The sequence below is a fragment of the Asanoa sp. NPDC049573 genome, assembly GCF_040676615.1.
Lineage (GTDB): Bacteria > Actinomycetota > Actinomycetes > Mycobacteriales > Micromonosporaceae > Asanoa.
This window is the reverse complement of sequence record NZ_JBFAPI010000010.1, coordinates 139724-159887: the sequence shown is the minus strand read 5'-3', so window position 1 is coordinate 159887 and position 20164 is coordinate 139724. Positions and strand designations below refer to the sequence as shown.

Annotated in this window: 19 protein-coding genes and 1 pseudogene; 13 read left to right on the top strand and 7 right to left on the bottom strand. The window is 73.0% G+C overall.

The genetic code is table 11. The features are described from left to right. The first annotated feature begins 1 nt into the window (after nucleotide 1). Nucleotides 2-649 (top strand): NAD(P)H-binding protein, encoded by a 648-nt coding sequence (locus AB0J74_RS22780; protein ID WP_363451024.1) that lies wholly within the window; start codon nucleotides 2-4, stop codon nucleotides 647-649. On the opposite strand, the gene AB0J74_RS22775 is transcribed toward AB0J74_RS22780, so the two are convergent. Continuing rightward, complete coding sequence (locus AB0J74_RS22775; protein WP_363451022.1) at nucleotides 650-2005, bottom strand: AI-2E family transporter; 1356 nt, start codon at nucleotides 2003-2005, stop codon at nucleotides 650-652. A 38-nt stretch (nucleotides 2006-2043) separates the two neighbouring features. Next, nucleotides 2044-3159 (bottom strand): Ku protein, encoded by a 1116-nt coding sequence (locus tag AB0J74_RS22770; RefSeq protein WP_363451020.1) that lies wholly within the window; start codon nucleotides 3157-3159, stop codon nucleotides 2044-2046. A gap of 121 nt (nucleotides 3160-3280) precedes the next feature. On the opposite strand from AB0J74_RS22770, the gene AB0J74_RS22765 reads away from it, so the two are divergent. The 5 genes from AB0J74_RS22765 to AB0J74_RS22745 all read left to right on the top strand — a co-directional run bounded on the left by AB0J74_RS22765 (nucleotide 3281) and on the right by AB0J74_RS22745 (nucleotide 7733). Continuing rightward, nucleotides 3281-4459, top strand: a complete 1179-nt coding sequence (locus tag AB0J74_RS22765; RefSeq protein WP_363451018.1) for an FAD-dependent monooxygenase — start codon at nucleotides 3281-3283, stop codon at nucleotides 4457-4459. A 67-nt stretch (nucleotides 4460-4526) separates the two neighbouring features. Further along, nucleotides 4527-5045, top strand: a complete 519-nt coding sequence (locus tag AB0J74_RS22760) for a toxin-antitoxin system HicB family antitoxin (protein WP_363451016.1) — start codon at nucleotides 4527-4529, stop codon at nucleotides 5043-5045. Between the two features lie 32 nt (nucleotides 5046-5077). After that, the gene (locus AB0J74_RS22755) at nucleotides 5078-5920 is read left to right on the top strand and encodes a DUF4097 family beta strand repeat-containing protein (RefSeq protein ID WP_363451014.1); all 843 of its coding nucleotides are present in this window, start codon (nucleotides 5078-5080) and stop codon (nucleotides 5918-5920) included. 86 nt (nucleotides 5921-6006) lie between these two features. Next, on the top strand, nucleotides 6007-6960 hold the full coding sequence (locus tag AB0J74_RS22750; protein ID WP_363451012.1) for an ATP-binding cassette domain-containing protein: 954 nt from the start codon (nucleotides 6007-6009) through the stop codon (nucleotides 6958-6960). Next, nucleotides 6957-7733, top strand: a complete 777-nt coding sequence (locus AB0J74_RS22745; RefSeq protein ID WP_363451010.1) for an ABC transporter permease — start codon at nucleotides 6957-6959, stop codon at nucleotides 7731-7733. Before AB0J74_RS22750 ends, AB0J74_RS22745 begins: the two co-directional genes overlap by 4 nt. On the opposite strand, the gene AB0J74_RS22740 is transcribed toward AB0J74_RS22745, so the two are convergent. Then, nucleotides 7709-8359 (bottom strand): TetR/AcrR family transcriptional regulator C-terminal domain-containing protein, encoded by a 651-nt coding sequence (locus AB0J74_RS22740; RefSeq protein WP_363451008.1) that lies wholly within the window; start codon nucleotides 8357-8359, stop codon nucleotides 7709-7711. The genes AB0J74_RS22745 and AB0J74_RS22740 overlap by 25 nt on opposite strands. 29 nt (nucleotides 8360-8388) lie before the next feature. On the opposite strand from AB0J74_RS22740, the gene AB0J74_RS22735 reads away from it, so the two are divergent. The 4 genes and pseudogenes from AB0J74_RS22735 (at nucleotide 8389) to AB0J74_RS22720 (ending at nucleotide 13163) form a co-directional block, all read left to right on the top strand. After that, nucleotides 8389-9630 carry a beta-ketoacyl-[acyl-carrier-protein] synthase family protein gene (locus tag AB0J74_RS22735; RefSeq protein WP_363451006.1) on the top strand — a complete coding sequence of 414 codons (1242 nt, stop codon included), beginning with the start codon at nucleotides 8389-8391 and terminating at the stop codon, nucleotides 9628-9630. 71 nt (nucleotides 9631-9701) lie between these two features. Next, on the top strand, nucleotides 9702-10139 hold the full coding sequence (locus tag AB0J74_RS22730) for a hypothetical protein (RefSeq protein ID WP_363451004.1): 438 nt from the start codon (nucleotides 9702-9704) through the stop codon (nucleotides 10137-10139). Between the two features lie 243 nt (nucleotides 10140-10382). Next, nucleotides 10383-10547, top strand: a pseudogene (locus AB0J74_RS22725) (UBP-type zinc finger domain-containing protein); the annotation flags it as partial. A gap of 63 nt (nucleotides 10548-10610) precedes the next feature. Beyond that, nucleotides 10611-13163: a DUF3376 domain-containing protein gene (locus AB0J74_RS22720; protein ID WP_363451002.1), complete on the top strand. Its 2553-nt coding sequence runs from the start codon at nucleotides 10611-10613 to the stop codon at nucleotides 13161-13163. A 6-nt stretch (nucleotides 13164-13169) separates the two neighbouring features. Here AB0J74_RS22720 and AB0J74_RS22715 read toward each other — a convergent pair whose 3' ends face one another. Further along, a complete protein-coding gene (locus tag AB0J74_RS22715) occupies nucleotides 13170-13820 on the bottom strand; it encodes an NAD(P)H-binding protein (RefSeq protein ID WP_363451000.1) in 651 nt (216 codons plus the stop codon). A 5-nt stretch (nucleotides 13821-13825) separates the two neighbouring features. Next, nucleotides 13826-14686 carry an EamA family transporter gene (locus tag AB0J74_RS22710; RefSeq protein WP_363450998.1) on the bottom strand — a complete coding sequence of 287 codons (861 nt, stop codon included), beginning with the start codon at nucleotides 14684-14686 and terminating at the stop codon, nucleotides 13826-13828. Between the two features lie 88 nt (nucleotides 14687-14774). On the opposite strand from AB0J74_RS22710, the gene AB0J74_RS22705 reads away from it, so the two are divergent. From AB0J74_RS22705 to AB0J74_RS22695, 3 genes are all read left to right on the top strand, one after another. Then, nucleotides 14775-15287: a MarR family winged helix-turn-helix transcriptional regulator gene (locus AB0J74_RS22705; protein ID WP_363450996.1), complete on the top strand. Its 513-nt coding sequence runs from the start codon at nucleotides 14775-14777 to the stop codon at nucleotides 15285-15287. 80 nt (nucleotides 15288-15367) lie between these two features. Then, nucleotides 15368-16384 (top strand): LacI family DNA-binding transcriptional regulator, encoded by a 1017-nt coding sequence (locus AB0J74_RS22700; protein ID WP_363450994.1) that lies wholly within the window; start codon nucleotides 15368-15370, stop codon nucleotides 16382-16384. A gap of 50 nt (nucleotides 16385-16434) precedes the next feature. Then, on the top strand, nucleotides 16435-18408 hold the full coding sequence (locus AB0J74_RS22695; protein ID WP_363450992.1) for an AarF/UbiB family protein: 1974 nt from the start codon (nucleotides 16435-16437) through the stop codon (nucleotides 18406-18408). Between the two features lie 3 nt (nucleotides 18409-18411). Here AB0J74_RS22695 and AB0J74_RS22690 read toward each other — a convergent pair whose 3' ends face one another. Next, nucleotides 18412-18960 (bottom strand): GNAT family N-acetyltransferase, encoded by a 549-nt coding sequence (locus AB0J74_RS22690; RefSeq protein WP_363450990.1) that lies wholly within the window; start codon nucleotides 18958-18960, stop codon nucleotides 18412-18414. Between the two features lie 254 nt (nucleotides 18961-19214). Then, nucleotides 19215-20159 carry a serine/threonine-protein kinase gene (locus AB0J74_RS22685; protein ID WP_363450988.1) on the bottom strand — a complete coding sequence of 315 codons (945 nt, stop codon included), beginning with the start codon at nucleotides 20157-20159 and terminating at the stop codon, nucleotides 19215-19217. Between the last annotated feature and the right edge of the window lie 5 nt (nucleotides 20160-20164).

The window sequence follows — 20164 nt, the reverse complement described above, 5'->3', positions numbered from 1 at the left end:
TATGAGGATCGTGATCGCCGGCGGCCACGGCCAGGTGGCCCGGCTGCTCAACCGGCAGCTCGCCGACGCCGGGCACACCCCCGTGGCGATATTCCGCAAGGCCGAGCAGACCGACGACGTCGTCGCCTCCGGCGCCGAGCCGGTCGTGCTCGACCTGGAGAAGGCGGGTCGGGACGAGGTCGCACTGGTCCTCGCCGGTGCCGACGCCGCCGTCTTCGCGGCCGGTGCCGGCCCGGGCAGCGGCCCGGCCCGCAAGCGCACGGTCGACCGCGACGCCGCCATCCTCTTCGCCGACGCGGCGGTGGCGGCCGGCTGCCGCCGGTTCGTGCTGCTCTCGGCGATCGGCGCGGACGACTTCGACCCATCGCTCGACGACGACTTCGAGGTCTACCTGGAGGCGAAGAGCGCCGCCGACGGTGCCGTGCGCGATATGGACCTGGACTGGACGATCATGCGACCGGACGGGTTCACCGACAAGCCCGGCACCGGCAGGGTCACCGCCGGCGAGACGGTCACCCGGGCCAGCATCCCGCGGGCCGACGTCGCCGCCGTGATCGCCGCCCTGGTCACCGGTGGTTTCGCCGTGCACCGGCAGTTCGAGGTGACCACCGGCCAGACCCCGATAGCAGAGGCGCTCGCCGCCCTCTGATCAGTCCGCCGCCGAGCGGGGCCGCGGCGCCGGTTCGCTGTCCACCGAGGACTCCGCGGTCGGCAGGGCGGGCTCGGCCGGCTCCTCGCGCCGCTCGGCCTCGGCCTCGGCCGCCGCCTCGTCGTCGTCGGTCGGCTCGGTGCCCGGCGGTTCGCGATCGGCCGTCGGCTCGCCGGCCGGATGGTCCGCCAGATAGCGCACCGCCGTGTTGGCGACCGCCAGGATCGGCACCGCGACCAGGCCGCCGACGATGCCACCGACCACGATGCCGCTGGCGATCGCGAGGATGACCGACAGCGGGTGCAGCGCGACGGCCCGACCCATGATCAGCGGCTGCAGGACGTGCCCTTCGAGTTGCTGCACGCCGATCACGATGCCGAGCACGATCAGCGCGCTGATCGGCCCGTGGGTGACGAGCGCGACCAGTACCGCGACCGCGCCGGTGACGGTCGCGCCGACGACCGGGACGAACGCGCCGAGGAAGACCAGGGCCGCGAGCGGCAGGGCGAGCGGGATCCGCATGATCGCCAGCCCGATGCCGATGCCGGCCGCGTCGACGAAGGCCACCAGCACCGTGGCCCGCACGTAGGACACCAGGGTGTGCCAGGAGTAGTGCCCGGCCCGGGCCACCGGCACCCGCGCACCACGGGGCAGCAGCCGGCACAGGAAGGTCCAGATCTGCTCGCCGTCACGCAGGTAGAAGAAGAGCGTGAACAGCACGAGGAAGAAGCCGGTGACGACCTCGCCGATGGTGGTCGCCGTGCTCAGCGCGCCGGTGGTCAGCCCGCCCCGGTTGGCCATGAACTGCTTCTGTGTCTGCTCGATCGCGTCGCTGACCTGGTTCTGCGAGATGTGCAGCGGGCTCTGCGCGAGCCACTTCTGCACCTCGTCGATGCCCTCGCTGACCTGGGAGGAGAGGCTGTCGAACTGGGAGACGAAGGTCTGCACGATCAGGCTGAGCCCGCCGAAGACCACGATCAGGCCGCCGATCAGCACCAACGCGGCGGCCAGTGACTTGTTGACCCCGCGCTGGCGCAGCCCGCCGGCGGCCGGCTCCAGCAGGGCCGCCAGCAGGATGGCGACCACCACCGGGATCAGCACCACCCGGAGCAGACCGATCACCCGCAGCAGCAGGTACGCGGCCGCGACGAGCAGCACGATCCGCCAGGCCCAGGCCCCGGCGAGCCGGATCCCGCGGGGAACGCCGTCGTCGACCGAGGTCTTCTGGTCGACGAGGACGACCGGCGTGGCGCTCGGCGCCAAGCTTTGGTTGGGTGTGAAGGGCGGCGGCGCGCCGCGGCCGGCGGTGCGCAAGGTGGTGCGGGCGCGCTGGCGCACCGAGTCGACCCAGGTCATGCCGGACTCCGTTGCCCAACCGCAAGGGTCTGGAAACCCTAGGCGGCCCGCCGGCCGGCCTTCTTCGCCGCCGCCTTCCTGGCCGTGCCGGTCTTCTTCGCCGAGGTCGAGGCCTTCTTGGCGGCCGTCTTGCCGGTCGCCGTCTTCCTGGCCGGCGCCTTCTTCGCGGCGGTCTTCCTGGCGGGTGCCTTCTTCGCGGCGGCCTGCTTGGCGGCTGCCTTCTTCGCGGCGGTCTTCTTGGCCGGTGCCTTCTTCGCGGCGCCCTGATCGGCCCCCGCCTTCTTGGCGGGTGCCTTCTTCGCGGCGGCCTGATTGGCCCCCGCCTTCTTGGCCGGCGCCTCCTTGGCCGGCGCCTTGTCCGCCCGGCCGCTCCGGCGGGAACTGGCCTCCTCGACGCTGCGGCGGAGCACCTCCATCAGGTCGCTGACTCCGGTCGCCTCGGGCGCGGCGGCGGTCTCGGTGAGCTCCTCGCCGGACTTCTTCGCCTCGATCAGCTCCTTGACCCGATCGGTATAGGTGTCGCGGTATTCACTCGGCTTCCACGACCCGGTCATCGAGTCGAGGAGCTGCCCCGCCATGCTCAGCTCGGCCGGCTTGAGCTTGATCTTGCCCGGCACGTCGCCGACGTCGTCCGGATCGCGCACCTCGTCGGCGAAGAACATCGTCAGCAGCACCAGGACGTCGCCGTCGGCGCGGATCGCGGTCAGGTATTCCTTGCCCCGCATGACCAGCGTGCCGATCGCGGCCCGGCCGGCGTCGGCCATCGCGTCGCGCAACAGCGCGTAGGTGCGGCTCGACTCCTCGCCGCCGGGGCCGAGGTAGTAGGCCTTCTGGTAGTAGATCGGGTCGATCTCGTCGAGGTCGACGAAGGCGTGGATCTCCAGGCTGCGGGACCGGCCCGGTGCGACCGCGTCGAGCTCGTCCTGGTCGAGGATCACGTACTGCCCGCCGCCGACGTCGGCGCCCTTGACGATGTCGGCGTAGTCGACCTCTTTCCCGGTGCGCTCGTTGACCCGCTGGTAACGGATCCGGTCGCTGGTGCCCTTCTCGAACTGGTGGAAGGAGACCTCGTGCTCGCGGGTCGCCGAATACATCCGGACCGGCACCGCTACCAGTCCGAAGCTGATCACGCCGGTCCAGATCGGGCGCGCCATCGCCACCACCTCCAGTGTGGAAACTCCCCCGGTACTACCCGCGAGCCTCGCACGCAACACGGTCAGCCGCTGACGAACATTCGTCTTGCACAATCGTCTAAGACGTGCGTACCATCGCAGCATGACACGCATCGAGCACGCGAAGGTCCTCGTTTCGGGAGCCGGCATCGCCGGCATGGCGCTGGCCTGGTGGTTGACCGAGCACGGCGCCGAGGTGACGGTGGTCGAGCGCGCCGCGGGCGTGCGCGACGGCGGCTACAAGGTCGACATCCGGGGTGCGGCCCTCGCCGTGGTCGAGCGGATGGGCCTGCTCGAGCGGGTCCGCGCGGCCCGCACCGGGGTGCGCACCGGCTCGGTCGTCGACGCCACCGGGCGCCGGGTGGCCAGCATGGACGCCGACACCTTCGGCGGCCGGGTGCACGACGACGCCGAACTGCTCCGGGGCGACCTGGCCACGATGCTCTACGAGCTGACGGCCGACCGGGTCGCCTACCGCTTCGGCGACGCCATCGCCTCGCTCGGCAGCGAGGTGGTCTTCGACAGCGGCGAGCGCGGGTCCTACGACCTGGTGGTCGGCGCTGACGGGCTGCGCTCGCGCACCCGCGCGCTCGCGTTCGGCGATGCCGGGGTGCACGACCTCGGCCACTACATCGCGATCTGCTCGGTGCCCAACCACCTGGGCCTCGACCGCGAGGAGCTGACCTATGTCGGCGCCGGGCGCACCGCCCTGGTCTACAGCACCGCCGGCCAGGCCGACGCCAAGGCGATGTTCCTGTTCGCCGATCCGGGCGGCGAGCGGCCCCGGGGCCTCGACGCGCAGCGGGCGTTCCTGCGCGCGGCCTACGCGACCGAGGGTTGGGAGGTGCCGAAGCTGCTCGCCGCGCTCGGCGACGCACCCGACCTCTACTTCGACACGATCAGCCAGGTGCGGCTCGACAGCTGGTCGCGCGGCCGGGTGACGCTGATCGGCGACGCCGCCTACTGCGCCTCCCCCGCCTCCGGCCAGGGCACCAGCCTCGCGCTGGTCGGCGCCTACGTGTTGGCCGGCGAGATGGCCGCGGCCGGCCTCGACGAGGGCCCGCGCCGCTACGAGGAGCGGATGCGCCCCTTCGTCGCCGCCAACCAGCACCTCGGCCCGGCCAACATCAAGCACATGGTGCTGCGCAGCCGCAGCCGGGTCCGGGTGTCGATGCGGATGCTCGCGGTGGTCAATCGGCTGCCGGGCAAGGAACGGATGCTGGCCAAGGTGGTCGAGCCGATCAACCGGGCGGCGAACGCAATCAGTCTGCCCAGCTACTGACGGCTTTCGAGACCGATGGCACCATGCGCCCTTGCGCATGGTGCCATCGTGGTGTCATAGTACTGCCATGGACCTGACGCCCTACGTCGACAAGCTCCGCGACGAGCTCGCCGTCGCCGCCGAGGCCGGCGGCGACGAGGCCCGCGCCCTCGCCGAGCGGCTCACCGCCCCACTGGAGTCGGCCATCCGGCTGGCCCTGCTGGAGGCACTCTCGGCCGCCGCCGACGAGATCACCCGCGAGTTGGCACCCGGCTCCGTCGACGTGCGCCTGCGCGGCCGCGACCCGCAGTTCGTGGTCTCGGTGATGCCAGATGGCACCACGACGGCACCAACCGTGGCGCCGCCGGCGGCCGCACCGGTCGACGACACGCTGACCGCCGGCGCCACGTCCGCCCGGATCAACCTGCGCCTCCCCGACGACCTCAAGGCCCGCGTCGAAGCGGCCGCCGGCCGGGGCCACGTCTCGGTCAACACCTGGCTCGTCCGCGCGGCCGCCGCCGCCCTCGACACCGACCAGCAGCAGCGCACCGCCAGCACCCACATCGGCATCGACGGAAGCCAGCGGTTCACCGGCTGGGTGCGCTGACCCGCTCCGACTCGCGAAACGAGGAGACCACCATGCCCACGTTCAACACCCCCGGCCCGATCGACATCAGCCTCAGCCTGCTGTGCGGGCACGTGCGCATCACCGCGAGCGACCGCGACACGACCGAGGTCGAGGTCCGGCCGGGCAGCGCGTCGGCCAGTTCGGCCAAGCTGGCCGACGAGACCCAGGTCGACTTCGCCGACGGCCAACTCAAGGTGCGCACCCCCAGGAACTTCAGCCGGTGGCTGGGCGCCAAGAACGGCCGGGTCGAGGTCGAGATCGCGGTGCCCGCGGGCTCCCGGCTCGACGGCGACAACGGCGCCGGTGACCTGCACGCCGAGGGCTTGCTCGGCGACACCCGCTACAAGACCGGTTTCGGCGAGATCCGGCTGGGTCAGACCGGCCCGGCGCGGCTCACCACCGGCGCCGGCGACATCACGGTCGCCCGGGTGAGCGGCGACGCCGAGGTCACGACCGGCACCGGCCGCGTGCACGTCGGGGCGGTCGAGGGCGTCGCGACGCTGAAGAACTCCAGCGGCGAGACCTGGGTCGGCGAGGCCGGCGGCGCGCTGCGGGCCAACTCGGCCAACGGCGACATCGCCGTCGATCAGGCGCGCGGCGGCGCCACCCTGAAGACCGCCTGCGGCAGCCTGCGGGTGCTGGAGGCGGTGCGCGGCCGGGTCTCGCTGGAGACCGCCGCCGGCTCGCTCGAGGTGGGCATCCCGGCCGGCACCGCCGCCTGGCTCGACCTCGACGTCAAGAACGGCAGCGTGCGCAACAGCCTCGGCGGGGCGTCCGGCCCGGTCGAGGGAGACGAGAAGGTCGAGGTGCGCGCCCGCACCTACTTCGGCGACATCGTGATCCACCGGGCCTGACGGCCCCGCCCCACCCCGTTCCACCCCGCCCCAGCCGCGGCAGCACTGCTGTCATGGCTACCAGCGCTGCCCTTGAAAGGATCATCATGACCGCGATCGAGGTGTCCGGCCTGCGCAAGGCGTACGGCAAGCACACCGTGCTCGACGGCATCGACCTGCGCGTCGCCGAAGGAACCGTGTTCTCCCTGCTCGGTCCCAACGGCGCCGGCAAGACCACCACCGTCGAGATCCTCACCACCCTGCAGGCCCCGGACGCGGGACAGGTCACCGTGGCCGGACACGACCTGGCCCGGGACCCCGACGGCGTACGCCGTTCGATCGGGGTCACGGGCCAGTTCTCGGCCGTGGACAACCTGCTCACCGGCGTGGAGAACCTGCAACTGATGGCCGACCTGCTGCACCTGGGCAAGGCCGCCGGCCGGCGGCGGGTCGCCGAACTGCTCGAACGCTTCGACCTGGTCGACGCGGCCAAGCGGATGGCCGTCACCTACTCCGGTGGCATGCGGCGCCGGCTCGACCTGGCCATGACGCTGGTCGGCCGGCCGAAGGTGATCTTCCTCGACGAGCCGACCACGGGCCTCGACCCGCGCAGCCGGCACACCATGTGGGAGAGCATCCGCGACCTGGTCGCCGGCGGCACCACGATCTTCCTGACCACGCAGACCCTCGACGAGGCCGATCGCCTCGCCGACCGGATCGCCCTGCTCAACGGCGGCGTGCTGGTCGCCGAGGGCACCCCGGCCGAGCTCAAGCGGCTGGTGCCGGGCGGCCACGTACGCCTGCAATTCAGTGATCCGCAGGGCCTCGACCACGCGGCCGCCCGGTTCGCCGACGGCACCCGTGACGACGACGCGCTGACCCTCGACGTGCCCGGCGACGGCGGGGTGGCCACGCTGCGCACCCTGCTCGACCGCCTGACCCGCGAACGGGTCGAGCCGGACGGGCTCTCGGTGCACACCCCGGACCTCGACGACGTCTTCCTCGCCCTGACCGCCAGCGCACCCGCCGCGCGCGAATACACCAAGGACGGTGCCCGATGACCACCACGATGCTCGACTCGGTGACGATGTTCCGGCGGGACCTCAAGCACGCGATGCGGTTCCCGATGATGACCGTCAGCGGCATCGGCACCGCCGTGATCTTCCTGCTGCTGTTCGTCGGCGTGTTCGGCGACGCGCTCGGCGCCGACTTCCTGCCGGCCGGCGCTGGCCGCTACATCGACTACGTGACGCCGGGCATCATCCTGATGGCCGCCGGCACCGGCACGGCGGCGACCGCGATCAAAATCAACCAGGACATGACGGAAGGCATCATCTCCCGGTTGCGCACGATGTCGATCGCCCGGATGTCGGTGCTCACCGGGCAGGTGATCGGCAGCCTCATCCGTACCTTGCTCAGCGTCATCCTGGTCGTGCTCGTCGCCCTGGCCCTGGGTTTCCGGCCGTCGGCCACCCCGGTCGAATACCTGGCCGCGCTCGGCGTCTTCGCGATGCTGACGTTCGCGCTGACCTGGCTGGCGGTCTCGTTCGGCCTGGCGACGAAGACGGTCGCCGGCGCCAACAGCCTCTCGCTGATCCTGCAGTTCCTGCCGCTGATCTCCAGCGCGTTCCTGCCGACCGGGTCGATGCCGGCCGGGGTGGCCTGGTTCGCCGAGCACCAGCCCTACACGCCGATCATCGAGACCCTGCGCGGCCTGCTGATGGGCTCGGGCATCGGCGACGCCGCCTGGTGGTCGATCGGATGGTGCGTGGTGCTCGCCGGCGCCGGCTTCCTCTGGGCGCGCTACCTCTACGACCGGCCCCGCAAGGGCTGACGCTCGCCTTCCGGACCCGGCGCGGCCTCCTCGGCGCGCCGGGTCCGTCCGTCGTGGACGGTCAGCACGCCGGCCACGTCGACGTCGGCCGAGGTGCCCGGATAGCCGGACTCGGCGATCAGCCGGGCGCCGAGGACCGCGCTCCAGAACGTGCGGGTCTCCACCTCGGCCGGCCGGTCGATGGCCCAGCCGCGACGGTCCAGGATCCCGGTCAGATAGTGCTCGGCCTGGCGGAACAGCACCGTGAGGTTCTGCTCGGCCAGCGCCCTCAGCTCCGGCCGCCGGCGGGTGATCGACATCGCCTCGACCACCGCCGGCACCGACGGCAGCGCCAGCGCGGTGCGCGACAGCGCGGCCCGGAACGCGGCGGGGGTGCGCTGGCGCCGGCCGATCGGCTCGAGCCGGGCCGCGTCCCGGAGCAACATCAGGAACGCCGCGTGTACGAACAGCGCGTCCTTCGACCCGAAGTAGTAGGTGACCTGGTTCGGGTGCGCCTTGGCGGCGGCCGCGATATCGGCCACGTTGACGCCGTCGAAGCCGCGCGCGGCGAACAGGTCGACGGCGGCGTCGAGGAGCAGCGCCCGGGTGCGCCGCCCGCGGAGCCTGGGCGGCTGTGCGGTGGACATCTCTAAGTTGTATGCGATACAACTATGGCATGTCCACCACCCCAGCCGAAGTCGTCATCACCGGCCTCGGCGCCACCACCCCACTCGGCGGGGACGTCGACGCCCTGTGGCAGGGCATGCTCGCCGGCCGCTCGGGCGTCCGCCGCATCGACGACCGCTTCGCCGCGTTCGCCTTCGCCGACGACCTGCCCACGAAGATCGCCGCACCGATGGCGGTCTCACCTGCCGAGGCCCTGACCCGGGTGCAGGCCCGCCGGATGGACCGCGCCGAGCAGGCGGCCTTCGTGGCCGCCCGCGAGGCCTGGGCCGCGGCCGGCACCCCCGAGGTCGAGCCCGAGCGCCTGGCGGTCGCGATGGGCACCGGGATCGGCGGCGTCAACACCCTGCTCGACCAGGACGACGTGATCGAAGACCGCGGCCCGGGCAAGGTCTCGCCGCTGACGGTCCCGATGCTGATGCCCAACGGCCCGGCGGCCTGGATCAGCATCGAATACGGCGGCAAGGCCGGCGTCTTCACACCGGTCTCGGCGTGCGCGTCGGGCGCCGAGGCGCTGGCGCTGGGCGCCAGGCTGATCCGCGACGGCGAGGCCGACGTGGTCATCGCCGGCGGCACCGAGGCGGCGATCACCCCGCTGACCATCGCCGGCTTCGCGCAGGCCCGCACGCTGAGCCGGCGCAACGACGACCCCGAGGCCGCGTCCCGCCCGTTCGACACGGCCCGCGACGGCTTCGTCCTGGGCGAGGGCTCGGCCGCGATGATCCTGGAACGCGCCGACTTCGCCGCCGCCCGCGGCGCCCGGGTGCTGGGCCGCCTGGCCGGTTTCGGCATCACAGCCGACGCCTACCACATCACCGGTCCCGACCCGACCGGCGCGGGCCAGATCCGCGCGATCCGCAAGGCCCTGGCCGACGCCGACCTGACCCCGGCCGACATCGTCCACGTGAACTGCCATGCCACGTCCACGGTGGTCGGCGACGTCGGCGAGTCGGCGGCCATCCTGGCGGCGCTCGGCCCCGACGCGGTCCTCACGGCTCCGAAATCGAGCATCGGCCACCTGGTCGGCGCGGCCGGCGCGGTCGAGGGCGTGGTCGCGCTGCTGTCCGCCACCGAGGGCGTGATCCCCCGGACCCTCAACCTGGAGGAGAAGGACAAGGACGTGACGCTCGACGTGGTGGCCGGCGAAACCCGCAAGACCCGCCCAGGCCCGGTCCTGAGCAACTCCTTCGGCTTCGGCGGCCAGAACGTCACCTTGATCTTCACCCCGGCCTGAGGTCGCCGCCCGGCCCGCTGATCAACGCCCGGTACTGTCCAGGCGTGGGGCGGTGGAGTGAGGTTCCGGCGGTGGCGCGGCCGATCGCCGATGCCGCAGTCGACGCGGTCGACGCGGCGGGCGCGCGGGATCGTGCGGCGTTCGAGGCCGCGGTCGGGCGGTTGGCCGGGTTCGACGTGGCGCAGGTGGGGTTGCTGCTCGGCACCGTCGTGCGGCAGGCGCTCGAGGAAGGGCATCCCGACGGGCTCGACAGCGACGACGTGCGTGACACGCTGGCCGGTGTTGTGAAGCAGGCCACCGAATGGGTGGACGCGGTCGACCCGCAGGTGGTGCTGATGCTGCTCGCCGGCGCGCTCGGCGTGCTCGAGACCGACCCCGACGAGCGGCCGGTCAGGGCCGACGTCTCCGCCCGGCACGCCGTGCTGCTGGTGGCCCACCTGGTCGACCCGGCGGCGTTCGCCGCGCGGCTCGAACGCGCCGCGCGCGAGTTGGCGCAGAACGCCGAGTGACGGGCCGGCGCGGTACGTTGACCTTGTGGGAGCGACACCATGCTGAGGCGCCGTCGTGGCGGGTCCGACGAGCCCGACGACGAACGGCACGATAAGCCCTTACGACTGTTTCGCCAGCTGGTCCGGTCCGGGCAGTTGCCGATCTACGAGCCGGAGCTGTGCGAGCACCTCGCCGCCGCTCCGGCGCGCGACGTCGGCCGGCCGACGGCCTGCGAAGACCACCTGCCCACCGAGGAGCCCGTCGTGCACCTGCGGGTCTGCCTGACCTGCGGGCACGTCGCCTGCTGTGACTCGTCACAGCCGCGGCACGCGACCAAGCACGCGCACGCGACGGGGCATCCGGTGATCCAGTCGGCCGAGGTCGGCGAGTCCTGGCGCTGGTGCTATCCCGACGAGCTGCTGGGCTGACGACCCGTACACTTCTGCGAAGAATGCCCGATTAGTCCGTGGGCACACTCAGCGGGAGCGGCAATGTCGACCACCACCCACCCCACCGAGCTGCGCTTGGCGCTGGTCTTCAACGGCGGTGTGAGCCTGGCCGTCTGGATGGCGGGGGTCACCCACGAGATCGACCGGCTGCGCCGCAAAGAGGGGCCCTGGCGCGACCTGTGCGGCGACGCCAACGCGACGGTGACGGTCGACATCATCGCGGGTACGAGCGCCGGCGGTCTCAACGGCACCCTCCTGGCCTCGGCCGTGGCCGCCGGCAAGCCGCTGCCCGACGGGCTCCGTTCGCTCTGGCTCGACGACGCCGCGCTGACCAGCGGCAAGCTGCTCAACGAGACCGACGACAACCCGCTCAGCCTGCTCGACGGCCGCTACTTCACCAGGACGGTCGGCGACGCCATCGCGCCGATCGCCGGTGACGCGCCGCGCCCGGCAACGCCGGTCACCCTCTTCGTCACCGCGACCGCGACGGGCGGCCAGCAGCCGCGCGGCACCGATGCGCTCGGCCAGCGGTTCGATTACGAAGACCACCGCCGCCTCTACCGGTTCGTCGCCGACGGCGCGCGGCAGGTGCACCACCGCGACGGCGGGCCGCGCGAGGAGTGCCGCAACGACTTCCGCCAGACCCGGGCGCTGGTCACCGCCGCCCGGGCGTCCGCCTGCTTCCCCGGCGCCTTCGCGCCGGAATACGAGCAACCCCTTCTCGACGCGGGGGTACGCGTGCAGCCCGCAGCCCGCGACGCCGAGCACCCGACGTTCCTCGTCGACGGCGGCGTGCTCGACAACGCTCCGTTCGGCCCCGTGGTCGAGGAGATGGCCCACCGCCCGGTCACCGGGCCCTACCGGCGGATCCTGGCCTACGTGGTGCCGAGTTCCGGTCACCGGGCGGCCGGCGGCGGGGTGCCGGCCAACGACGTCGCCCGGCTCAGCCCGCCGCTGCACGCGGTCATCTCCGGTTCACTGAGCCTGCCCCGCGAGGTCGACTTCCGCAGCGACGTCGACGAACTCGACGACCGGCTCTCGGTGGCCGCGGAGTCGCCCGCCGCCCGCCTCTTCGAACGGCTGCGCGGCGGCGACGGCCCCCGGCTGCGGGCCACGGCGGCCGAACTGGTGCCGGAGTACCGGCGGGCCCGGGTGGTCGACGGTGTCTGGCGGGTCCGCCGGGTGCTGCGCCGCCGGCCGCTGGCCACCGACCTCGGCGGGCAGGCGCGGATCGACGCCGACGGGCTCCTCCAGACCGACAACCTGTGGCTGCCGCCGGCCGGCGCCGGGTTGCGCAACGCGCTGGACGGTCCGTTGTGGACATGGGGCATCTCGGCGGCCCAGCAGGTCGTCACGGCGATGCTGCGGGAGGTGCGCGACCAGCTCAACGGCGTGCCCGGCGGGCCGACGTTCGCCAACCCGACGAACGTGGCCGTCGGGCTCAGCACGGCGCTCAACCGGATCCTCGCGATCGAGGAGGCGGTCTCCGGTGCCGTCGTCGAGCGGGCCGACGCCGGCCGGCTGTCCGCCTCGGCGCCGGACACCGAGTTGGCCACGCTGCTCAACGCCGTCTTCGTCGACCTGCGGGTCCGCGAGCACCTGCTGGTCATCGTCCGCGCCGCGGCGGAGAGCTACGGCGACGCCGAGGCCGTCGTGGAGCGCGCGCTGGCCGCGGAGGTGCTGGCGCGGGCGTTCGCCGTGCCGTCGGTGCGCGTACACACGCCGCCCTTCGACTTCGTCCGGATCGGGCCCGACGTCGACAGCCCGCTGCGCGAACTCGGCCAGTACGCCGGCGCCGGCGACCGCAAGCTGTTCGGCACCCGGGTCGGGCACTTCGGCGCGTTCGCGGCCGAGGGCGCCCGACAGCACGACTGGCTCTGGGGTCGGCTCGACGCCGCCGCCCACCTCACCCGGCTGGTGCTCGACGACCGGCCCGACGTCGGCCGCGAGATCGAGTCGGTGCAGCGGGCGGTCCTCGCCGACGAGGCCGACCGCTTCTACGGCGGGCTCGGCGGGGCCGCGCTGCTGGCCCGGCTGGCCGCGGCGCACCAGCGGGTGGCCGGCGACGACCGCGAACTGGTCCGCTCGTTCCTGCGCTCGGACCTGGGCCGGACGACGGCGGTGCAACTCGCCGGCGTGGTGACCCGACTGCTCACCCACGGCCGGTTGGACGCCTGCGACCCGGCGGCGCCGTCGCCCCGGATGCGCACCGGCGCGCAGCGGACCCTGGAGGCGATGGTCGCGGTCGCCGAGCCCGACGGGTTGACGCTGGGCAACCGGGCGGCCCGCTGGTTGACCGGCCCGTTGCGGGGCGCGTTCTGGCACGGCTTGGCGCAGGACCCGACGAGTCTGGCCAAGCGGCTGCGTACCCGGCTGATCATGATGTTGGTCTTCGCCGCCTTCCTGGTGGTCGCGGTCGGCGGCCTCGGCGTCGCGGTGATCGCGCTGTTCGCCAGCAGCGGCGAGGTCGCGCACTGGACGGTGTTCGGGATTGCCCTCGCGGTGATCGCCGTGATCCTGGCGGTCGCCGCGCGCAAGTCGACCGTGGCACCGCGCAGCGAACCGGAGCCGGCGCCGGCCGCCGCCGGGCCCTGAGCCTGCTCAGGCGGGAGCCGCCGCGACCGTGAACCGCGTGCGCCGGTGCCGGGGCCGCTCGATCTCGTCCAGCAGGGCCACGGCCAGGTCCTCGATGGAGATCGCGGATACGCCGGCGGCGTCGAGCAGCAGGGCATCGGTGCCCGACCGGTAGCGCCCTGTTCGGGATCCGGGCTCGAGCAGCGCGGGCGGACTGAGGTAGGTCCAGTCCACGTCGGCGTTCGCGCGGAAGGTGGCGAGTTGCTCGTTGCCGGCGAGGGCGATGTCGCGCCAGGCCGGCGGGACGTGCACCGGGTCGTCGACCGCGAGGGTGCCGTCGCTGCCGGGAACCGTCAGGCTGCCCGCCCCACCGACGGCGACCAGGCGGGCGCCCGTGCCGGCGAGCCCGGCCAGGAGCGTGCTCGCCACGACGGCCAACTCGTGTTCCTGGCCCGGCGCCGGACGGGTCGCGGCGACCACGACGTCCTGGCCGGCGCTCAGTGCGCTCACGCTGCGGATGTCGGCGGCGTCGCCGACCCGGTGGGTCGCCGCCGCGGGTAGGTCGGCGAAACGGGCCGGGTCGCGGACGACGGCCGTGGTGCGGTGGCCCCGGCGCAGCGCTTCGGCGACGATCCGGCTGCCGGCGGCGCCGGCGGCACCGAAAACGGTGATGTGCATCGTGGTCAGCTCTTTCTCGGGTATTGGGCGGTCCAGACGGCGATCATGGCCAGGCCGAAGCCGGCGAACTGGGTGCCGGTCAGCGTCTGCCCGAGTGCCAGCCAGCCGAGCAGTGCGGCGACGGCCGGTGACAGCAGGGGAAGGAACGACAGGGCGGCGACCGGGAGCCGGCCCAGCCCGGCGAACCACAGCGTGTAGGCCAGGCCGGTCCCGACGAGCGACAGCCACGCGTAGCCGGCCAGCGCCGCCCCGTCGAGGCTGGGTAGCGGGCCCTCGACGAGCAGCGCGGCCGGCGCGATCAGCAACCCGCCCGCGGTGAGCTGCCAGCCGGCGAACGCGGCCGGGCCGACACCGGCCGGGCGGCCCCACCGCTTGGCGAGCACGGTGCCGGCGGCCATGACCGTGGTGCCGCCGAGGCCGGCGGCGAGGCCCACCGGGTCGAAGCCGATCCGTCCACGCAGGACCATCAGGGCGATGCCGAGCATGCCCAGCAGGCCGCAGCCGAGCCGCCACCGGGTCGGGCGCTCGTCCAGCAGAGGCAGGGCGAGGGCCGCGACGACGAGCGGTTGTGCCGCCGCGAGGGTGGCCGCGACGCCACCCGGGAGCCGGTACGCGGCGACGAACAGCAACACGAAGAACGCCCCGATGTTGAGCGTGCCGAGGACGGCCGCGCGCCACCACCAGACACCGTGCGGAAGGTGCCGGGTGATCGCGAGGGCGAGCAGGCCGGCCGGCAGGGCGCGCAGGACACCGGACAACAGCGGGCGGTCCGGCGGCAACCACTGCGTCGTCACCAGGTAGGTGGTTCCCCATGTCACGGGCGCGACCGCGGTGAGGCCGGTGACCGACCATCGACTCCTCAGCACCGGGACCTCTCAACGTTGAACGTTTTGACGTTGAGAGAGAAGCACGCGTGCTATCTTCATGTCAAACAGTTCAACGTTGAGGAGTGAGATGGCCGACAACGTCGACCGGTTGCTCGACCAGTGGCGGGCCGAGCGCCCCGACCTCGACGCGAGCCCGATGGGTGTGGTCGGCCGCGTCCAGCGCGCGTCGCGGTTGCTGGAACGGCGGCTGAGCGACCACTTCGCGGCACGCGACCTGCAGCTCTGGGAGTTCGACATCCTGGCCACGCTGCTGCGCTCCGGGCCGCCCTACCGGCTGACCGCGGGCGACCTCGCCGCTTCCTCGATGATCACCTCGGGCGCCATCACCAACCGGATCGACCGCCTGGTCGCCCGCGGCCTGGTCAGCAGGGAAACCGATCCGGCCAACCGGCGCAGCGTCCTGATCACCCTGACCGGCGCCGGTCACGACCTCGTCGACCAGGCGATGGCCGATCACGTCGCCAACGAGTCCCGGCTGATCGGCGCACTCGGGCCGCGCGAGCAGAAGCAACTGGCCGACCTGCTGCGCACCCTGCTGACCGCGCTCGGCGACACCCCGGAGCGCCCCGCCGGGCCTTGAGTTTCGAGAGCTGTTTCGGTCTGCCGACAAGGGGTGTACGGTGCCCGACACAGCCCCTCGTATCGAAGGTTTTCGAAACTATGGCAGCCACCGGCCGGCCCACCATGGCGGAGATCGCCAAGGAGGCCAACGTCGCGATCTCCACGGTGTCCAAAGTGCTCAACGGACACACCGACGTGTCGGCCGCGACCCGCAGCCGGGTCGAGCGGTTGCTGGCCGAACGCGGCTACCGCCGCCCGCGCGCGGTGCGCCGGTCCGGCCGCCACAGCGACCTCGTCGACCTGGTGATCAACGACCTCGACAGCGTCTGGGGCCTGGAAATCCTCTCCGGGGTCGAGGAGGTGCTGGAGGCCGCCGGCCACGCCCTGGTCGTCTCCACAGTCCACAACCGACAGTCGTTGACCCGGCGCTGGGTCGAGTCGGCGCTCGCCCGGGGTTCACAGGGCGCGATCCTGGTGCTGTCGGAGTTGACCGAGCGGCAACGCGCCGACCTCGACCGTCGCGGGTTGCCCATCGTGGTGGTCGACGGGGTCAGCCAGCCACCGCCCGACGTGGCCTCGATCGGGGCGACCAACTTCGCCGGCGGCTATGTGGCGGCCGAGCACCTGATCACGCTCGGCCACCGGCGGATCGGGGCGATCGGGGGCCCGGAGCGGTTGCAGTGCACCCGGGCCCGGATCGCCGGCTACCGGGCCGCGCTGGAGTCGGCCGGCCTGCCCGCCGACCGACAGTTGGTCCGTTACGGCAACTTCATGCACGAGGGCGGCCTGCGCGGTGCCCAGGCGCTGTTGGCCCTGCCGGCACGACCGACGGCCATCTTCGCGGGCAGTGACCAGCAGGCGACCGGCGTCTACGAGGCGGTGCGCAGGGCGGGCCTGACCATCCCGGGCGACGTCAGCGTGGTCGGCTTCGACGACCTCAACTTCGCCGAGTGGACGGCGCCGCCGATGACGACGGTGCGGCAGCCGCTGCACGAGATGGGCGTGGCCGCCGCGCGCACCCTGCTGCGGATCGTCAACGGCGAGCGCCTGGAGTCGACCCGGATCGAGCTGGCGACGCACCTCGTCGTCCGCGGCAGCACCGCGGCACCGGTCTGACGTTTTCGCGGGCGTACGTACGTTCGGGGATCCCGATATCGTCCTCGTTCGTGGAAACCACGATCGCCGTGTTGCTGTTCGTGCCCACGATGGTCGTGACGGTGCTGCTGTTCGCCGCGGTCATCCGGCGCCTGCTGGGTGTCCGCGTCGGCGTCGTGCGTACCCTGCTGGCCGGCGTGCTGGCCCTCTTCGTCGCCGCCCCGATTCTTGGTGCGCTCGCGCCACCGGACCCGCGCAGCGTCAGCGGCGGCGAGGTGCTGCTCTTCGGCATCCTGTCGATCGTCGTGTCGGCCCTGCTGGCGATGGCGGCGCTGGTGGTCCTCGAAGTGCTGCTGCCGACCGGCTCGATGCCCGGCCCGTTCGAGCTGTGGCACGGCACGCGCCGGCGGATCGCCCGCAGCCGCCGGTACGCCGCGATCGTGCGCATCGCGCTGCGCCACGGCCTCGGCCGCTTTCTGCGTGGCCGGCCGGCGCCCGGGCCTTCGTCGGCCGCCGCGCGCCGGCGGCTCGGCCGTTCGCTGCGGGCGGCGCTCGATGAGGGCGGCGTCACGTTCGTCAAGCTCGGCCAGCTCCTGTCGACCCGGCGGGACCTGCTGCCGGCCGAGATCGCCGACGAGCTGACCGCACTGCAGGACCAGGCGGCGCCGGTGCCGTGGGACGAGGTGGCCGCCGTGCTCGCCGACGACTTCGGCCGGCCGGTCGAAGAGGCGTTCGCCGCCTTCGACCGGCAGCCGCTCGCCGCCGCGTCGGTGGCGCAGGTGCATGCCGCCCGGCTGGCCGACGGCACCGAGGTCGTGGTCAAGGTCCGCCGGCCCGGCATCGCCGCCGTGGTCGAGCGCGACGTCGACATCCTGCTCCGGCTGACGGGCACGCTCGAGGAACGCACGTCGTGGGGGCGTCCGCTGGGGCTGCGCGCACTGGCCGAGGGTTTCGCGGCGGCGCTGCGGGAGGAGATCGACTTCACCGTGGAGCGCGACAACCTCCAGGCGATGGCGGCGGCCCTGGCCACCTCGCCGAACCGGGGCGTCCGCGTGCCGGCGCCGCACCCCGATCTGAGCTCCGAGCGGGTGCTGGTGATGGAACGGATGGACGGCACTCCCCTGCGCGCCGCCACCGCCGCCCTCGACCGGCTCGGCGACGACCGGCGGGCCGAGATCGCGGCGGGCCTGGTCGACACGATGCTCGACCAGGTGCTGGTGCACGGGATCTTCCACGTGGACCTGCATCCGGGCAACGTGCTGGTGAGCGACGACGGCCGCCTCAGCGTGCTCGACCTCGGCTCGGTCGGTCGGCTCGACGCGGCGACCCGGGCCGGCATCGGCCAACTGCTCGGCGCGCTGGGGCGCGGCGACTCCGTCGCCGTCAGCGACGCCCTGCTGCAGGTCGTCGACCGCCCGGAGGAGATCGACGAGCGCGAGCTGCAGCGTGCGATCGGTGCCCTGCTCGTGCGCTTCGCCGGGCCCGGCAGCACCGCCGGCGCGGCGGCGGTACCGGCGCTGCTGCGCACCTTCACGTCCTACGGGCTGCGGGTGCCGCCGGCCGTCGCCGCCGTGTTCCGGGCGTTCGCCACGCTCGAGGGCACGCTCGGCCTGGTCCGGCCCGGCTTCGACCTGGTCGCGCACGCCCGCGCGGTCGGCAGCCGGCGGATCGCCGAGGCGCTCGGTCCGGAGCGGCTGCGCGGGTCGCTGGAAGACGAGTTGGCGGAGCTGCTGCCGGTGCTGCGCCGGTTGCCGCGGCGGATCGACCGGATCGGCGACGCGCTCGAACACGGGCGGCTGCGGGTCAACGTCAGGCTCTTCGCCGACGACCAGGACCGCCGGCTGGTCACCGACCTGCTGCACCGGGCGCTGCTGACGGTCATCGGATCGGCGGCGGGGGTGGTAGCGGTGGTGCTGCTCGGCGCCGGCGACGGACCCCGGGTCGGCACCACGGTCGGCCTCTTTCCACTGCTCGGCTACGGCCTGCTCATCGTCGCCGTCGTCCTGGTGTTGCGGGTGCTGGTCGTGGTGTTCCGGCGGGAATGAGCCTCAGCCGGCCAGCGCCCGCGTGCTTGCCGCGGACAGCGGCCGATCGCTGAAGAGCAGCCGCACGGCCGAGGTGTCGGGGTTGCCGGCGTCGGGACCGCGCCAGACCAGCTCGAGGCCGAGGCGCTCGATCGACCGGCGGGACCGGTCGTTGCTCTCCACCAGGTAGGCGGTCACCGGCAGGTCCGCCCGCAGCTCACGCGCCGCGGCCAGCGCCGCGCGGGAGATCTCCTGCGCGAAGCCCTGGCCCCAGAACCGCGGGACCAGCCGGAAGGCGAGGTTCCAGGCCACGCCGTAGCGGACGAAGCAGCCACCGATCCCGACGAACGTGCCGTCGGCGAGGTGGCAGGCCCAGATGCCGAGGCCGTCGCGCGCCCAGGCGGCCCGCCAGTTGGCGAGCATGGTCTCGGTCTGGGCGATCGTGTCCTGCCGGCTCACCGGGTCGGGCGCCCACACCTGTGGATCGGAATAGAGCGCGAACAGGTCGGGCAGGTCTTCCGACCTCGGCTCCCGCAATGTCAGGCGGGCAGTGGTGACGCCTTGATCGGACACCAGCCCATCCTGGGCCAACCGCGCGCAAGTCACCAACCGATATAGCCGAGCGGCCACCCGGGTGCCGGCCGACGACGTCACGCCGGCTCACCGCCTCAGCCCCCGCAACCGGTCCGAGCCGATACGACCGCCCGGCCTGGCGCGGTGCCGGCCGACGATGTCGCTCCGGGTCGCCACCTAAGCCCCCGCACGACGACGTCGCCCCAGCTCGCCACCTCAGCCACCGCACGGCTCAAGCCGAAACGATCGCCAGGTCAGGCGCGGTGCCGGCCGACGCCGTTGGGTTCGGGCGCCACGCCCGTGGCTGCCTCGGCCGCGGCGCGGGTCCAGGGCGACACCTCGTCTTCCGGTTTAACCACCGGCGGCGGCGGTGCTACCGGCGGCAGTTGCACCCGGGCGTCGACGGCGGCGGCCAGCAGCACCGCGGCGGCGAAGCTGCTGGGGCGGGTCTCCGGGTCCGGGCTCAGGCTGGAGAGGCAGACCTCGGCGACCTCCGCCGGCAGGTCCTTGATCGGGGGCAGGAGGGGCGGCTCGGCCGTGGGCGGGGCGATCCGGTTGTCGGGTCCGGACCGCGGCGTGAACGGCAGCCGGCCGGTGAGGCAGAGGAACAGCAGGACGCCCAGGGCGTAGACGTCGCTGGCCGGAGCGGCCGGGAGGCCGCGGAAGCGTTCCGGGGGCATGAAAGCCGGCGTGCCCAGGATCGAACCGTCGGGCAGCCGGTCGTGGCTGCCGGCCATGATCGAGATGCCGAAGTCGAGGACCTTGGCACCGTAGGGGGTCAGCACCACGTTCGCCGGCTTGACGTCGCGGTGGACCAGGCCGGTCAGGTGTGCCGCGGCCAGTGCGGCGCCGACCTCGGCGCAGACGCGGGTCGCGATGCGCCAGTCGAGTGGGCCCGCGCGCAGGTGCTGGGCCAGGGTCTCGCCTTCGGCATACTCCATCACGATGTAGCGGAACGCCCGCCAGACGCCGATGTCGAACACCTCGGCGATGTTGGGGTGGGCCAGCGCGGCACCGGAGCGGGCCTCGGTCACCACGTCGTCGGGCGAACCCGAAGCGATGATCTTGACGGCGACCGGCCGGCCTAGCGTTTCGTCGTGGCCGCGCCACACCTCGGAGACCCCACCGACAGCGATCCGCTGCTCCAGCCGGTAGCGGTCATTGAGCAGCCGCATGCCCTCGCCATCCATCGCCGGCATAGCTA